The organism is Mycobacterium sp. (assembly GCF_044223235.1).
Classification (GTDB): domain Bacteria; phylum Actinomycetota; class Actinomycetes; order Mycobacteriales; family Mycobacteriaceae; genus Mycobacterium.
The window spans coordinates 386356-401500 of the sequence record NZ_JBGAME010000002.1; the positions used below are offsets into that span (position 1 = coordinate 386356).

Sequence of the window (15145 nt, forward strand, 5' to 3'; positions counted from 1 at the left end):
GTTGGCAAGTCACAGAACGGCGTTGGGCGGTGTATGAGTTGCGCCGGACGTGTTTTCCCGGTGGTCAAACGGTCGGCTAGCGTGGCCGCGATGCCTGTCCACAACGATCCGCTCGCACCGTTGCTCGATCTGCCTGGTGTCGCAGAGGCTTCCGGCGAGGCGGCTGAGGCGCTCGCGCGCGCCCACCGGCACAAGGCCAATCGACGTGGCTGGCCGCGGAATGCGGGGGAGGCGTCGCTGCGCGCGGCCCGTGCGTCGGCCGTCCTGGACGGTGCGGGCCAACATCTCGAAGTGACCGGCCGCGACGGCGCCGCGCCCGACCCGATTCTGGCGGGGTCGCTGCGGGTCGCGCAGGCCATGCAAGGCGGTGATGGCGGTGCGGGCGGTGCGACGGCCATCGTCGGCACCTGGCGGCGCGCGCCGCTGCAGGCGCTGGCGCGACTGCATGCCCTGGCCGCCGTGGACCTCGTCGAGGACGACCGCCTCGGACGGCCCAGCGGTGACGCCGGCGTCGGCCACCGCCTCGAACTCTTGGCCGGCCTCGTCACGGGTGGAACTCGGGTACCCGCACCGGTGCTGGCCGGCGTCGTCCACGGTGAGCTGATGACGCTGGCGCCGTTCGGTGTAGCCGACGGCGTGGTGGCCCGCGCGGCCTCGCGGTTGGTCACCATCGTCAGTGGATTGGATCCCCATGGACTTGGTGTTCCCGAGGTGCATTGGATGCGGAACTCCGCGGAGTACCGGGCCGCGGCGCGCGGCTTCGCCGCCGGGACACCGGATGGGCTGACAGCGTGGCTGGCATTGAACTGCCGTGCGCTGCAAGCCGGTGCGCGGGAAGCGCTGCAGATCGCGTCGGCGGCCTCCAGCTAACACCGCATCCAACGCGAAGCGGGCGACGTTCCGAATCGTGTTCGGCTCGCCGCCCGCTAGCACGGACTCGGTTACCAAGCGTGCTGTGTGGGTTGCGTGGGTGGCCTCGGCGTCCTTGCGATGCGGTTCGGCTGCATCCCCACCCAAAGGGCTGACAGTTCCGATCGCTTCTCGCAATTACGCAGGCCCGCAACACTTTTACCTATTCCGCGGTATGTGCTCCGCGTGGGTGCCGGGTTCCGTGCTGGGTTGCCTGGATCGGGAGATTTAGCCTTCTCTTCCGGCTATACCTTGGCCTGCCAGGCTTCCGTGGTTCCTTTGTACTACGTGACAACGGTCACAGCAAGTGTCAAATTGAGCGCGAGTCTCGATCGTTACGGCGGTTCGCTGGCTACTGTCCGGTAGCAAGTCAGAAGGCGAACCTGCGCAGCAGCGAATACGTCAATGCGCCCGCCGCCAGTGCACTGACCCCGACCGCCGCGGTGGTCGCGACCGCGGCCCCGGACGGTGCGGGGATGCGGTCGCGCAGGGACACCGGCCTGGAGAAGGTCTGCACCGGCCAGCCGCGGGTGGAGGCCTCCTTGCGCAACGCACGGTCGGGATTGACGACGGTGGGATGTCCGACGGCCCCCAGCATCGGCAGATCCGTGAACGAGTCCGAATAGGCGTAGCAGTGCTCCAGCGCATAGCCTTCGCGGGCCGCGAGCGCCCGGATAGCTTCCGCCTTACCCTCGCCGTAGCAATAAAACGCGATGTCGCCGGTGTACTTGCCGTCCTCGACGACCATCCGGGTGGCCATCGCATGGGTGGCGCCGAGCGCCCGGGCGATCGGCGCGACGATCTCCTCGCCCGACGCCGACACCACAACAATGTCGCGACCGCACAGTCGATGGTCGGTGATGAGGTCCGCCGCCTCGGCGAACACCAGCGGATCGACGATGTCGTGCAGCGCCTCACCGACGATCGACTTGACTTGTTCGACGTCCCACCCAGTGCACATCGTGGTCACGTAGGAGCGCATCCGGTCCATCTGGTCGTGGTCGGCGCCGCTCATCAGGAACAGGAACTGTGCGTACGTCGACTTGAGAACCGCACGTCTGTTGATCAGGCCCTGATTGAAAAAAGGTTTGCTGAAAGCGAGCGTACTCGACTTCGCGATAACCGTTTTGTCGAGGTCGAAGAACGCGGCGGTCCGCACCGGTTGGTCGCTTGGTGTGCCGGACGGGGAAACGACCGGCGTACCGGAGTCACGGTCGGATGCTGTCACAGCGCCAGCATAGGTGCCGGCGTGGCGCCCCGGCCGCCACGCCCGACAAACTGGCAGTTCGCGACACCCGTCGTCGCCTGCAATGTTTGATTATTTTGTGTCTTTCCTCCCGCAAGTAGTGTTGCGCCCCAGGGGCATCACGTGTGTATAGTGAGCATTACTCGGCTTATGCCGAGGTGTATCAGTCCGACCCCCCGGGGCTGATACACGACGACCTCCGCCTCCTCCCCCCCTGGCGGGGGTCGTCCCTTTTGTGGGGGCTTTCGCAATCTGGGGATCCCGTCTCGCCGCGCGAAGTCCGGGCACGTTTGCCCGGACGTTATCCACAATCTCCGGTTCATCCACAATCTGTCACTCGGTGATGGCGCGGTGGCGGTCGTGGCCGCAAGGCTGGGCCAATGACCGCAACCAACGGGGTGCTGGCGCTGCTGGAAGATCAGTCGCTTCGCAATGACGTCGACAGGGTGGCCGCGGCCGCGGGCGTGCCCGTCGTGTACGCACCCACACCGTCGAGTCGCTCGGTGTGGATGGCGGCCACCGCGGTGTTACTCGACGCGGCGGCGGCGCGCCGGTGCGCGGACCTGGAGCTACCCCGCCGCGGGCGGGTCATTCTGGTGGGCAACGCCGCGCCCGACGCAGCCGACTGGCAGGTCGCGATTTCGGTTGGGGCCCAACAAGTCCTGGCCCTGCCAGGGCAGGAAGCCGACCTGGTAGGTCAACTGGCCGACGCGGCGGAATCCCGGCGAGAGGCTCGGCGCAGAGGCGCGGTGGTGGCGGTCATCGCGGGCAGAGGCGGTGGCGGTGCGTCCCTGTTCTCGGCCGCGCTGGCGATCACGGCGCCCAATGCATTGCTGGTCGACTCCGATCCGTGGAGCGGAGGTATCGATCTGCTGCTCGGCGGTGAGGCCGAACCGGGCCTTCGGTGGCCGGACCTCGCGCTGCGCGGCGGACGGTTGAGCTATCCGGCGCTGCAGGATGCGTTGCCGCGGTGCCGCGGGATCAGCGTGTTGTCCGCCGGCAGGACCGCTGCGGACATCGACCCGCAAGCGCTGGCCGCGGTGGTCGACGCGGGATCGCGCGGCGGCGCGACGGTGGTGTGCGACCTACCCCGGCGTGCCGCCGCGGCGGTCGAAACCGCGCTCGACGCCGCCGATCTCGTGGTCCTGATGACGCCGGCGGATCTGCGTTCCTGCGCGGCGGCCGCGGCGGTGGCGCCTTGGCTGGCGGCGATGAACCCCAACGTCGGCCTCGTGGTGCGTGGACCGGCCCCGGGCGGCCTTCGCTCGGCGGATGTCGAACGGATCGTCGGGGTGCCGTTGCTCGCGGGGATGCGCCCGCAACCCGGCGTGGCCGACGTCCTCGAACACCAGGGCCTGCGGTTGCGGCGGCGGTCGCCGCTGGCGGTCGCCGCGCGGCGGGTCCTGACGGTACTGGCCCAGCATCCGGTGGCGGAGGCGGCGTGAGCGCGTCGCTGATCGACCGCGTGCGCGAACGCCTGGCGGCCGAATCGTCGCCACTGCTACCCAACGTCGTCGCGGCCGCGATTCGTGCCGAGTCCGGCGGGGTCCTCGGCGACACCGAAGTGCTGCGCAACCTTCGGGTGTTGCAGACGGAGCTGACGGGGGCGGGCATCCTAGAACCGCTGCTCTGCGGGTCGGCGACCACCGATGTGCTCGTTACCGCACCCGATGCGGTGTGGGTCGACGACGGCAATGGGCTGCGCAGGAGTTCCGTGCGCTTCGCCGACGAGGCGGCCGTGCGGCGCCTCGCGCAGCGGCTGGCTCTGAGCGCAGGACGCCGGCTCGACGAGGCCCAGCCGTGGGTCGACGGGCAGCTGACCGGCGTCGGCGGCGGCGAGTTCACCGTCCGGCTGCATGCCGTGTTGCCGCCGATTGCCGCCGCGGGCACGTGCCTGTCGTTGCGGGTGCTGCGGCCCGCGACACAGGATCTGACCGCGCTGGTCGCGGCGGGCGCCGTGGACGCCGAGGCGGCAGCCGTGCTCCAGTCGATCATCGACGCCCGGCTGGCCTTCCTGATCTCTGGTGGCACCGGCGCCGGGAAGACCACGCTGCTTGCCGCGTTGCTCGCCGCCGTGCCGGCCACCGAACGCATCGTCTGCGTGGAGGATGCCGCCGAACTCGCGCCTGCCCATCCGCACCTGATCCGGCTGGTCGCACGGGGCGCCAACGTCGAGGGCGCCGGCGAGGTGACCGTGCGAGACCTGGTCCGTCAGGCCCTGCGCATGCGGCCCGACCGGATCGTCGTCGGCGAGGTACGCGGCGCCGAGGTGGTCGATCTGCTGGCCGCGCTGAACACCGGTCACGACGGCGGTGCGGGCACCGTGCACGCCAACAACCCCGCGGAGGTGCCCGCTCGGATGGAAGCTCTCGCGGCGCCGGGCGGCCTGGACCGCGCCGCCCTGCACAGTCAGCTGGGCGCGGCGGTGCAGGTCTTGCTTCACGTCGCGCGCGATCGTGCGGGCAACCGCCGACTCGACGAGATTGCGCTGCTGCGGCGCAACGCCGACGGAGGCGCCGACGGGGGTATCGGCGGGGGTGTCGGCGTCGTCACGGCATGGCATGCCGATACCGGTCCCGGTTGCGGGGCGGCGCGCCTGCGTGACCTGATCGCCCTGCGGGGTCGACGATGAGCGGCGCGGCCGTGGCGCTGGCCCTCGCGCTGCTGGTGGCGCCGTCGCCGCCCCGCAGCAGGCTGGCGACGGCCCGGCCCGATCCTCGCCTGCGCGGGCGGGCCGTCCTCGCATTCGGTGTGTGTGCGGGGGCCGTCGCGATCGTCGCCGTCGCCCCGCCGACGGCCGTCATCGCGCTGGCTGCCGCGGCGGCAACCACCGTCCGGCGGCGCTGCGCCCGCCAGCGCCGGATGCGCCGGGTGCGCGAGGGTGCGCAGTTGCAGGCGGCTCTCGAGGTCCTGGTGGGTGAGCTGCGGGTCGGTGCGCACCCGGTCGCCGCATTCGACGTGGCGGCGGGCGAGACCGACGGCCCGGTATCGGCGGGCCTGCGCGCGGTCGCTGCCAGGGCCCGCCTCGGCGCCGACGTCGTGTCGGGTCTGCGCAGCGTCGCGGCGGGATCACCGCTTTCGGCACACTGGGCGCGCGTCGCCGCGTGCTGGGAGCTCGCCCAGGGCCACGGCCTGGCAATCGCGACGCTCATCGGCATGGCGCACCGCGACATCGTCGAACGTGAGCGGTTCACCGCCCAGGTCGGTGCGGGACTGTCCGGAGCGCGTGCGACGGCCGCGGTGCTGGCCGGGCTGCCGCTGTTGGGGATCGGGATGGGGGAGCTCATCGGAGCCCATCCGCTGCGGTTCCTGCTGTCTGGCGGCCTCGGGGGAGGGCTGCTCGTCGTCGGTGTGCTGCTCGCGTGCGCCGGGCTGCTCTGGTCGGACCGACTCACGGCGGGGGTGATGACATGAGTTGGGTGCCGCTACTGCTCGCTGCGGCGTTGCTGGCGGCCGGGCAGCCGGCGCGTACGCGGCTGGAAGCACGTGGCGACACGCGTGCAGGAGAGCCCAAAACCGTCGTCGTGCAGCATGATCCGCTGGCAATGGCATCGACCTTCGACGTGCTGGCGGCGTGCCTGGCTGCGGGGATGGCGGTACCCGCGGCCGCGGCGGCAACGGCGCCGTATGCGCCGCCCGGGCTGGCGCGGGTGCTGCGCCGCGCGGCGCATCTACTTGCCCTGGGCGCTGACCCGGCAACGGCCTGGTCCGATTCGGGCCCCCCGGCCGGTGGCCAGGCCGAGGGTCTGATGCGGCTGGCGCGCCGGTCGGCGACCTCGGGTGCGGCGCTCGCCCAGGGCGTCACCGACCTGGCGGCGCAGGCACGCCATGACGCGCGTGATGCGGCCACAGCGGCGGCCGAACGTGCGTCGGTGCTCATCGCCGGACCGCTCGGGCTGTGCTATCTGCCCGCGTTCCTGTGCCTCGGCATCGTGCCGGTCGTCGCAGGACTCGCAGGAGATGTCCTGCGCTCGGGTGTGCTGTGAGATCCGTCGCGGATGGTCCGCGATCATCCCAGAGGAGGAAAGCAGATGGTGGGCAAGGCAATTCGGCGGATGCGGGCGCGGATGTCGAAGCTGGTGGCCGACGATGCCGGGATGTCGACGGTCGAGTACGCAATAGGGACGGTCGCGGCAGCGGCGTTCGGCGCCGTCCTGTACACGGTCGTCACCGGCGATTCGATCGTCAGCGCGCTGACCAACATCATCAGCCGCGCGCTCAACACCAACTTCTAGCTGCGGTCCGCCGATGGGTGTCGAGCGCAGTAGCAGATGGCGGCACCGTCACGGTGGAGGCCGCCTTCGCCGCCGCGGCGCTGGCCATGATGCTCACGCTGTGCCTGGCGGGCCTGACCGCCGCATCGATGCAACTCCGGTGCGTCGATGCCGCGCGTGAGGCGGCGCGGCTCTCCGCCCGCGGGGACGAAGTGGCGGCGGGGCGGGCGGCGCAGCAGATCGCACCCCCGGGGGCGGTGCTGCGGTTGCGCCGCGACGGCGGGTTCGTGGTGGCGACGGTGTCGGCGCGGTTTCCGGTGTTACCCGGGCTCACGATCGCAGCCGAGTCGGTGTCGGCTGCGGAGCCGGCGGGCCGGTGACTGCGGGATGGCCAGTCTGATCGGTGCGACGGCGATCGCCGTCCTGGTGGCGGTCACCGTCGGTACGGCGGCGATCGGGGCCGCGATGATCGGACGGCACCGCGCCCAGTCCGCCGCCGACCTTGCCGCGCTGGCCGGTGCGGGGCGGGTCGCTGAGGGCGCCGCTGCGGCATGTGCCCACGCCGCAGCCGTTGCCGCGGCGGTGAGGACCGTCGTCACCGGCTGCGAGGTCGACGGGCTCGACGTGATCGTCACTGTGCACGCCGACACCGCGGTCGGGATCTGGGGCCTGGGACCCGCCAGGGCCGCATCGCGCGCGGGGCCGACGGAGGCGTCTCGTTAACGGCCGCCAGATCTACGCCTGCGGGCCCGGCCCCGCCGCGGGGACCTGCGGTTCTCGACCGTGGCGACACTCCCGGATTCGAGTCCCGCGGCGGACAGCTCGTCCGGGGTGGGCATCCGCAGCGACACCAGACCGGCCGAGGAGGAGTCCGACTCGAGCTCGACGCGGTCGATCGTGACATGGACCGGGGTCCAGCCACCGCCCATCGTGCGCAGTCGCAGGATTCCCGTCGCGACGCCGTCGGCCAGCTCCACGGTCATCCGGGCGATCTGGAAGGCGTCATCGGGATTGACCAGGGACAGTCCCGAGTCCTCGGTGCGCCAGTCGAGGAACTCCGGAGGGGCGTCCAGCCACTTCAGCAGCGACCAGTCGTCGGTATCGACGAGTGCCCGGTGCGCCCCTGACTGCATCAGCCCGTCGATGATCCGCTGGACCACCTGATCTACCGGCACCATCGGTCCGTTGTGTTCGCTGCGCCAGTTCATCGCCCGGCACACGGTGTGGTCGGTGCCGTCGTCGTGTTCCTCCACCAAGGTCCGCGCGACATAGCCGACCGTGATCGGATTCCCCCGGCAGTCGGTGACATCCCATGTGCCGCAGAACGTCTTACCCGGCTCCGGCGTTGCGGCCGGCCGGGACGCCGGAGCCGCCACCCCGGTTGGCGCGCCGGAACCGATGCCGGCAGCGGCTGTGACGATACCGCCAGCGGCGGAGCCGGGCTCGTCGTCGGCGGGCGCGGCGAACAGCGGCCTGCCCTGCGGCCGTTCCTCGTCGACACCCACGCCGCTGTTCAGCAGCGATTGGCGGGTGTCAGTGGCGATAGCCGATGTCAGATCCCATTTGAGGGGTCCGGGAATGGGGCGTTCGGGCGGGTCGGCGTCGGGTGGTCCGGTCCAGACATGAACGCCGTGGATCCGGCCGTCCGTCATCTGCACCACCTCGGTGCGGATGACGCGGTCACTTTTCGGCGTGATGCTGCTCAGACCCTGACCGGCGGCCACGGTTTCTGCGATGGCTGTCTGGATCGCCATCAGGTTGGGATCCCTGCGAAGATACGTCCTGACCGGAACGAGATTCTTGGATTGACGACCTCTGGCTACGACGGCGGGTTCGGCACCCAGTGTCTCCACGAGGACCCAGTCGTGGGTCATGATGAGGATTTTACCGTCGGCGCCCGCGAGCAACGGTTCCAAACCGCAATGCGGAATCCGCACGACGTCGTCGCTTGCGGCATTGTCACAGCTCACCGCACGGTTGCACGCACGGCTTTAACGAGGTAGTTTTCGATTGCCCGTGGTTGCGGGCAATCGGAACGGATCGCGTTGTCTGACCGTTCATGGCTATCGTCAATGTGACCGGCGCAATGATGTCAGGCGTCGTAAGCCGTGGGAGTGGACCGTCGAGGGGTCGGTCGGCATCACGGCGCCTGACGCCGTCGGTCGCCCAGTTCCCCGAGAACCAGGCGAAGCACGCGCAGTGCACCGGACTTGTCCAACGGATCATTGCCGTTTCCGCATTTCGGTGACTGCACGCACGACGGACAGCCGTTCGGGCACTCGCAGGCCGCTATCGCCGCCGCGGTGGCCCCCCACCATGCCTCGATCTCGCGGAATCCCCGGTCGGCGAAGCCCGCCCCGCCCGGGTATCCGTCGTAGACGAAAATGGTCGGCAGCCCGGCCAGGTCGCCGGGGCCCGGCCCCGCAGCCGTCGACACCCCGCCGATGTCGCCGCGGTCGCAGCTGGCCACCAACGGCAGCAGGCCGATCGCGGCGTGCTCGGCCGCATGCAGCGCACCCGGAATGCGTAGTGGATCAATACCGTTGTCCTGCAAGGCTTCTGGGGTGATGGTGCACATCACCGACATGGTGTCTAGGGTGCGGCCGGGCATGTCGAGCTCGACGAAATCGATCACCTCGCCGTCGGGTCGCCGCCGCAGATACCCGACCACCGTGTTGGTGACCGACACCGGTACCAGGCCCACGGTGACCGGCCCGAACGCCGCATGCTCACCGGGACCCGTGACGACGATGTCGGTCAGTTCGCGGGCGAACGTCGAATAGCCGGGATCGAAGGCGCGCACGAACGCCACGCCCTCCTCGAAGTCCAACTCGTCGACGACGTAGGTTTCGCCCTGATGCAGATAGACGGCCCCGGGGTGCACCGATGACGGGGCCTGCCCGGCGCCCGCGCTGCCCAGAAGCCGCCCGGTCCCCGCCTCCAGGATGGCGATCTGACCGCCGGCGGCGCCGCGAATGTCGACGGCGGGATGGGGATCGAGGCCGGGGGCCGGGAAATAGCCGTTGGATCGCCTCCGCAGAAGTCCGTCGTCGACCAGCGATTCGGCGACCGCCTCGGCGCTCCACAGCCGCATCTCGGCATCCGTCAGCGGCAACTCGGTCGCCGCGCACAGTAGTTGCGGACCAAGGACATACGGGTTGGTCGGATCGATCACGACCCGCTCGATCGGCTTGTCCAGCAGAGCTGCGGGATGGTGTACCAGATACGTGTCGAGCGGGTCGTCCCGCGCGATCAACAGGATCAATGCGCCTTGGCCTCGTCGTCCGGATCGGCCCGCCTGCTGCCAGAAGGATGCCACCGTTCCGGGGAAGCCTGCCAGCACCACGGCATCCAGCCCGGCGATGTCCACCCCCAGCTCAAGGGCATTCGTGGTGGCCAGGCCCCGCAGTTCACCGTCGGCAAGGGCACGCTCCAACGCGCGCCGATCCTCGGCGAGATAGCCGGCGCGGTAGGACGCCACCAGCTCCGCCAGGTCGGGCGCGACGTCGGCCAGCCGGGCGCGTGCTCCCAGCGCCGTGAGTTCCGCCCCGCGCCGCGACCGGACGAACGTCAGCGTCCTGGCACCCTCGGCGATCAGGTCGGCCATCACCCGCGCGGCTTCCGCCCCCGCGGAACGGCGTACCGGAGCCCCGTTTTCACCGACGAGATCGGTCCGCAGCGCCGGCTCCCACAGCGCGACCGTACGCGCCCCCTGCGGTGAGCCGTCCTCGGTCACCTCGGCGACGGTCTGACCGATCAACTCCGCTGCGGTGGCGGCCGGTTCGGCGGTCGTCGCGCTGGCGAACACCACCGTCGGCGCGGCCGAGTAGCGGGTGCACAGCCGCAGCAGCCTGCGCAGCACCATCGCCACATTCGACCCGAAAACACCACGGTAGTAATGACATTCGTCGATGACGATGAATCGCAGATTGCGCAGGAACATCGCCCAGCGGGCGTGGTTACGCAGCAGCGACAGGTGGATCATGTCGGGGTTGGAGAAGATCCAGCGGGAGCGCTCCCGCGCGAATCGTCGTACCTCGCCCGGGCTGTCGCCGTCGTAACTGCTCGGCGCGACATCGCGCAGGCGGTCCACCGCGTCGGTGAGTTCGTGCGCGCTGCGCAGTTGATCGTGCCCCAACGCCTTGGTGGGGGACAGATACAGCGCTCGCGCGCGGCGGTCGCGGGCCAGCGCCGACAGTATCGGAAGTTGATAGGCAAGGGACTTGCCCGAAGCCGTCCCCGTGCTGATCACGACGTGGCGCCCGTCGTGCGCCAGCTGCGCCGCCGCGAACTGATGCGACCACGGAACCGCGATACCGCGATCGATGAACGCCTGCACCACATCTGGCTCGGCCCACGGCGGCCAGCCCTGCGGTCGGCCCTGCCGCGGCGGAAGGTCGGCCACATGCCGCAGCGGACGCTCGTCGGGTGCGGTGCCGTCGAGCACGAAGGCAAGCAGTTCGCGGCCGAAATCCGACCCCAGATTCGCCACCGCCTACCTTTCCGGAACCCACCCGACCGCGCAGGTCAACCCCCAGCACGCGCCCGTAGGTTAATTGTTCACCACGTGATTGCTCGGAGACTGTCGCCGGGGCCCCGAACATGATTGACTTACCACGGTCGCAGCTTCTGTGTTCGTGTACTTGCACTCGCAGGATCGACGTTGCGATCGCGGTTCCTGCGAGGGTTGTAGGTCGGGTCAAGTTCCGGCGACTCCACGAAGGTATGGCGGTCGGAACGGGCCCGGTGTACCGAAAGACGGTGGACCGCACCCGGTAATAAGAGAAGGAAAGAACAAGAAATGCCACAGGGAACTGTGAAGTGGTTCAACGCGGAGAAGGGATTCGGGTTCATCGCACCCGAGGACGGCTCCGCGGACGTCTTTGTCCACTACACGGAAATCCAGGGAAGCGGCTTCCGCACCCTGGAGGAGAATCAGAAGGTCGAGTTCGAGGTCGGCCAGAGCCCGAAGGGCCCGCAAGCCACTGGTGTGCGCACCATCTGAGCAATGCACTCTGACGAACACCCCCGCATCGTTCGGTGACGAATGGGCGGGGGTGTTTCGTTTCTGCCCCGGCCGCCCGCCGTCGGCCGCGTGGGGTAGCCGCCGCCGCGCGGCCCGGCTGCACCCCTGACCGGCAGCGCTGGCTTACTGTCGTGTGGTGAGCCAGCTGTCGTTCTTCTCGGCGGAATCGGTGCCCCCCGCGGTCGCCGATCTCACCGGGCTGCTCGCCGGCCCCGGCCAGGTCGTGCTCGTCAGCTCCGCGGAGGAACAGGGGGCGCGGCTGTCGGTGGTGGTGGACCACACCTGGCGCGCGGAAGCCCTCGCCGAGATGATCACCGAGGCGGGTCTGCAGCCCGAGATCACCCGCACCGACGAGGGCTCACCGCTGGTGCGGACCACCGTCGACCCGCGGCTGACGGCGATGGCCGCAGATTGGACGCGCGGCGCCGTCAAGAGGGTGCCGCCTCAGTGGTTGCCCGGGCCGCGGGAGATACGCGCGTGGGCACTGGCCGCAGGCACACCCGAGGCCGATCGGTACCTCCTCGGCCTCGATCCGCACGCACCCGACACCCACGCCCCCCTCGCATCGGCGATGATGCGGGTTGGGATCGCACCCACCTTGATCGGCACACGGGGCTCCCGGCCCGCGTTACGGATCAGTGGCCGCCGGCGCCTATTACGCCTGGTAGAGACGCTGGGGGAACCTCCGGACAACGCCGAGGCGTTGGCTCAGTGGCCCCGAATCTAGGGTCCGCCGACGGGGGGGTCGGTTTGCGTCGGCTGGCCGGGGATGCGAAATTGTCTGTTGCCGGCAGGGTAGGGTCACCCGCTGAGGCGGTGCGCCCGGCGCTGACTGGCAGCATAGGAAGTGGAGCAGGGCACAGTTGGCTGAAGGTGACCGCGGCAGTCGTCGAAACGGAGGCGATGAGCCGCTTGCGCGCAGAGCGAACGGTTCAGTGAGGCGACTCGTCATAGTCGAGTCGCCCACCAAAGCGCGCAAAATCGCAAGCTACCTGGGTGGCAACTACATCGTCGAGTCGTCCCGCGGGCACATCCGTGACCTGCCCAGGGCCGCGGCCGACGTCCCCGCCAAGTACAAGTCTGAACCGTGGGCCCGACTGGGCGTCAACGTCGACCACGACTTCGAGCCGCTGTACATCATCAGCCCCGACAAGAAGGCCACCGTCAGTGAGCTGAAAGACCTCCTCAAGAACGTCGACGAGCTGTATCTGGCCACCGACGGCGACCGCGAGGGTGAGGCCATCGCATGGCATCTGCTGGAGACGCTGAAGCCGCGCGTCCCCGTCAAGCGGATGGTGTTCCACGAGATCACCGAGCCGGCCATCCGCAACGCCGCCGAACATCCGCGCGACCTCGACAATGATCTGGTCGACGCCCAGGAGACGCGGCGCATCCTCGACCGGCTGTACGGCTACGAAGTCAGCCCGGTGCTGTGGAAGAAGGTCGCCCCGAAGCTGTCGGCCGGCCGCGTGCAGTCGGTGGCGACCCGCATCATCGTGCAGCGCGAACGCGAACGGATGGCCTTCCGCAGTGCGGGGTACTGGGACGTCACCGCCGAGCTTGACGCCAGCGTGTCCGACCCGCAGGCCTCCCCGCCGACCTTCAGCGCCAAGCTGCTCAGCGTCGACGGGCTGCGCGTGGCGACCGGGCGCGACTTCGACTCGCTCGGCCAGGTGCGTAAGCCCGCCGAGGTGCTCGTCCTCGACGAGGCCGCCGCGGGCGCGCTGGCCGGCGCCCTTCGCGGCGCGCAGCTGGCGGTGTCGTCCGTCGAGCAGAAGCCGTATACCCGCAAGCCCTACGCGCCGTTCATGACCTCCACACTGCAGCAGGAGGCGGGCCGCAAACTGCGGTTCAGCTCGGAGCGCACGATGAGCATCGCCCAGCGGCTCTACGAGAACGGCTACATCACGTATATGCGCACCGACTCCACGACGCTGTCGGAGTCGGCGATCAACGCTGCGCGCAACCAGGCCCGCCAGCTCTACGGGGACGAGTACGTGCACCCGTCGCCGCGGCAGTACACCCGCAAGGTGAAGAACGCCCAGGAAGCCCACGAGGCGATTCGCCCCGCGGGCGACGTGTTCCAGACCCCCGGGCAGCTGCACGCCCAGCTCGACACCGACGAGTTCCGGCTCTATGAGCTGATCTGGCAGCGCACGGTGGCATCCCAGATGGCTGATGCCAGGGGGACCACGCTGTCCCTGCGGATCGCCGGAGCCGCCCCGGCGGCGACATCGGGCACGGCAGCCGCCCCGGCGGCGACATCGGGCACCGGAGCCTCCAGCGACGGTCGGCAGGTGGTGTTCGGCGCCAGCGGTCGCACCATCACCTTCCCCGGCTTCCTGAAGGCCTACGTGGAGAGCATCGACGAGCTCGCAGGCGGCGAGTCCGACGACGCCGAGAGCAGGCTGCCCAATCTGACCCAGGGCCAGCGCGTGGACGCCAGGGAGCTGACCCCCGACGGGCACGTCACCTCGCCGCCCGCGCGCTACACCGAGGCCTCGCTGATCAAGGCGCTCGAAGACCTCGGCATCGGCAGGCCGTCGACGTACAGCTCGATCATCAAGACGATCCAGGACCGCGGCTACGTACACAAGAAGGGCAGCGCGCTGGTGCCGTCGTGGGTGGCGTTTGCCGTCACCGGTCTGCTCGAGCAGCACTTCGGCCGCCTGGTCGACTACGACTTCACCGCCGCGATGGAAGACGAGCTCGACGAGATCGCGTCGGGTCAGGAGCGGCGGACCAACTGGCTGTCCAACTTCTACTTCGGCGGCGAGCACGGTGTGGAGGGTTCGGTCGCCCGCGCCGGTGGCCTCAAGAAGCTGGTCGGCGTCAACCTCGAGGGGATCGACGCCCGAGAAGTCAACTCCATCAAGCTTTTCGATGACGCCGAGGGCCGGGCCATCAACGTTCGGGTCGGTAAGAACGGACCGTACCTCGAGCGGATGGTCGCCGACCCCGACAGCGCCGACGGCGAACTCAAACCGCAGCGCGCCAACCTCAACGACTCGCTGACGCCGGACGAACTGACCCTCGACCTGGCCGAAAAGCTGTTCGCCACACCGCAAGAGGGCCGCGTGCTCGGGGTGGACCCACAGACCGGACACGAGATCGTGGCCAAGGACGGCCGATACGGCCCCTACGTCACCGAGATCCTGCCCGAACCCCCGGAGGACCCGGGCGACGCGGCGGCCGTCAAGAAGGGCAAGAAGCCGACGGGCCCCAAGCCCCGCACCGGATCCCTGCTTCGCTCAATGGATCTTGAGACGGTGACACTGGAGGATGCGCTCAAGCTGCTGTCGCTGCCGAGGCTGGTCGGCGTCGATCCGACCACCGACGAGGAGATCACCGCGCAGAACGGACGCTACGGCCCATACCTCAAGCGCGGCACCGACTCCCGCTCGCTGGCCACCGAGGACCAGATGTTCACGGTGACGCTCGACGAGGCGCTCAAGATCTACGCCGAGCCGAAACGCCGTGGGCGCCAGGGTGCCGCGACGCCGCCGCTGCGCGAACTGGGCAGCGACCCGGTCAGCGGCAAACCGATGGTCATCAAGGACGGGCGCTTCGGGCCCTACGTCACCGACGGCGAGACCAACGCGAGCCTGCGCAAGGGCGACGACGTGCTGTCGATCACCGACGCGCGCGCGTCGGAGCTACTGGCCGACCGCCGCGCCCGCGGTCCCGCCAAACGGCCCGCCAAGAAAGCCGTCGCGAAGAAGGCCGTCGCGAAGAAGAAGGCCACCTAGA

14 protein-coding genes are annotated in these 15145 nt (G+C 69.6%); 11 read left to right on the forward strand and 3 right to left on the reverse strand.

The features are described from left to right. Window positions 1-90: 90 nt before the first annotated feature. The gene (locus tag ADBZ6K_RS04920; protein WP_526344723.1) at window positions 91-870 is read left to right on the forward strand and encodes an oxidoreductase; all 780 of its coding nucleotides are present in this window, start codon (window positions 91-93) and stop codon (window positions 868-870) included. Window positions 871-1279: 409 nt separating this feature from the next. Here ADBZ6K_RS04920 and ADBZ6K_RS04925 read toward each other — a convergent pair whose 3' ends face one another. Continuing rightward, window positions 1280-2137 carry an HAD-IB family hydrolase gene (locus tag ADBZ6K_RS04925; protein WP_526344724.1) on the reverse strand — a complete coding sequence of 286 codons (858 nt, stop codon included), beginning with the start codon at window positions 2135-2137 and terminating at the stop codon, window positions 1280-1282. Window positions 2138-2535: 398 nt separating this feature from the next. On the opposite strand from ADBZ6K_RS04925, the gene ssd reads away from it, so the two are divergent. From ssd to ADBZ6K_RS04960, 7 genes are read left to right on the forward strand one after another with little or no spacing between them, the layout of a single operon-like run. After that, the gene (gene ssd, locus ADBZ6K_RS04930) at window positions 2536-3600 is read left to right on the forward strand and encodes a septum site-determining protein Ssd (RefSeq protein WP_526344725.1); all 1065 of its coding nucleotides are present in this window, start codon (window positions 2536-2538) and stop codon (window positions 3598-3600) included. Next, the gene (locus ADBZ6K_RS04935; RefSeq protein ID WP_526344726.1) at window positions 3597-4787 is read left to right on the forward strand and encodes a TadA family conjugal transfer-associated ATPase; all 1191 of its coding nucleotides are present in this window, start codon (window positions 3597-3599) and stop codon (window positions 4785-4787) included. Before ssd ends, ADBZ6K_RS04935 begins: the two co-directional genes overlap by 4 nt. Further along, on the forward strand, window positions 4784-5569 hold the full coding sequence (locus tag ADBZ6K_RS04940) for a type II secretion system F family protein (RefSeq protein ID WP_526344727.1): 786 nt from the start codon (window positions 4784-4786) through the stop codon (window positions 5567-5569). The genes ADBZ6K_RS04935 and ADBZ6K_RS04940 overlap by 4 nt, the downstream gene beginning before the upstream one ends. Then, a complete protein-coding gene (locus tag ADBZ6K_RS04945; RefSeq protein ID WP_526344728.1) occupies window positions 5566-6141 on the forward strand; it encodes a type II secretion system F family protein in 576 nt (191 codons plus the stop codon). Before ADBZ6K_RS04940 ends, ADBZ6K_RS04945 begins: the two co-directional genes overlap by 4 nt. 45 nt (window positions 6142-6186) lie before the next feature. Beyond that, window positions 6187-6390: a DUF4244 domain-containing protein gene (locus ADBZ6K_RS04950; RefSeq protein WP_526344729.1), complete on the forward strand. Its 204-nt coding sequence runs from the start codon at window positions 6187-6189 to the stop codon at window positions 6388-6390. A gap of 53 nt (window positions 6391-6443) precedes the next feature. Then, complete coding sequence (locus ADBZ6K_RS04955; RefSeq protein ID WP_526344888.1) at window positions 6444-6749, forward strand: TadE family type IV pilus minor pilin; 306 nt, start codon at window positions 6444-6446, stop codon at window positions 6747-6749. A gap of 7 nt (window positions 6750-6756) precedes the next feature. Continuing rightward, window positions 6757-7092: an Rv3654c family TadE-like protein gene (locus ADBZ6K_RS04960; protein WP_526344730.1), complete on the forward strand. Its 336-nt coding sequence runs from the start codon at window positions 6757-6759 to the stop codon at window positions 7090-7092. Here the strand turns inward: ADBZ6K_RS04960 and ADBZ6K_RS04965 are convergent. Both ADBZ6K_RS04965 and sftH read right to left on the reverse strand, forming a co-directional pair. After that, window positions 7089-8243: a PAS domain-containing protein gene (locus tag ADBZ6K_RS04965; protein WP_526344731.1), complete on the reverse strand. Its 1155-nt coding sequence runs from the start codon at window positions 8241-8243 to the stop codon at window positions 7089-7091. The two genes, ADBZ6K_RS04960 and ADBZ6K_RS04965, sit on opposite strands and share 4 nt — an antisense overlap. Window positions 8244-8509: 266 nt before the next feature. Next, window positions 8510-10852 (reverse strand): DNA 3'-5' helicase SftH, encoded by a 2343-nt coding sequence (gene sftH, locus ADBZ6K_RS04970; RefSeq protein WP_526344889.1) that lies wholly within the window; start codon window positions 10850-10852, stop codon window positions 8510-8512. Window positions 10853-11170: 318 nt separating this feature from the next. Here sftH and ADBZ6K_RS04975 point away from each other — a divergent pair, with 318 nt between their 5' ends. The 3 genes from ADBZ6K_RS04975 (at window position 11171) to topA (ending at window position 15144) form a co-directional block, all read left to right on the forward strand. Beyond that, window positions 11171-11374, forward strand: coding sequence for a cold-shock protein (locus tag ADBZ6K_RS04975; protein ID WP_011562175.1), 204 nt, complete (start codon window positions 11171-11173; stop codon window positions 11372-11374). 157 nt (window positions 11375-11531) lie between these two features. Next, window positions 11532-12122 carry a hypothetical protein gene (locus ADBZ6K_RS04980; protein WP_526344732.1) on the forward strand — a complete coding sequence of 197 codons (591 nt, stop codon included), beginning with the start codon at window positions 11532-11534 and terminating at the stop codon, window positions 12120-12122. A gap of 208 nt (window positions 12123-12330) precedes the next feature. Beyond that, the gene (gene topA / locus ADBZ6K_RS04985; RefSeq protein WP_526344733.1) at window positions 12331-15144 is read left to right on the forward strand and encodes a type I DNA topoisomerase; all 2814 of its coding nucleotides are present in this window, start codon (window positions 12331-12333) and stop codon (window positions 15142-15144) included. The last annotated feature ends 1 nt before the right edge of the window (window position 15145 follow it).

What these genes read in the sequence shown, in the direction of transcription:
- ADBZ6K_RS04975 (WP_011562175.1), top strand. Translation starts at nt 11,171, where the DNA reads ATGCCACAGGGAACTGTGAAGTGGTTCAACGCGGAGAAGGGATTCGGG.
- ssd (WP_526344725.1), top strand. Translation starts at nt 2,536, where the DNA reads ATGACCGCAACCAACGGGGTGCTGGCGCTGCTGGAAGATCAGTCGCTT.
- ADBZ6K_RS04960 (WP_526344730.1), top strand. Translation starts at nt 6,757, where the DNA reads ATGGCCAGTCTGATCGGTGCGACGGCGATCGCCGTCCTGGTGGCGGTC.
- ADBZ6K_RS04920 (WP_526344723.1), top strand. Translation starts at nt 91, where the DNA reads ATGCCTGTCCACAACGATCCGCTCGCACCGTTGCTCGATCTGCCTGGT.
- ADBZ6K_RS04940 (WP_526344727.1), top strand. Translation starts at nt 4,784, where the DNA reads ATGAGCGGCGCGGCCGTGGCGCTGGCCCTCGCGCTGCTGGTGGCGCCG.
- ADBZ6K_RS04945 (WP_526344728.1), top strand. Translation starts at nt 5,566, where the DNA reads ATGAGTTGGGTGCCGCTACTGCTCGCTGCGGCGTTGCTGGCGGCCGGG.
- ADBZ6K_RS04965 (WP_526344731.1), bottom strand. Translation starts at nt 8,243, where the DNA reads ATGACCCACGACTGGGTCCTCGTGGAGACACTGGGTGCCGAACCCGCC.
- ADBZ6K_RS04950 (WP_526344729.1), top strand. Translation starts at nt 6,187, where the DNA reads ATGGTGGGCAAGGCAATTCGGCGGATGCGGGCGCGGATGTCGAAGCTG.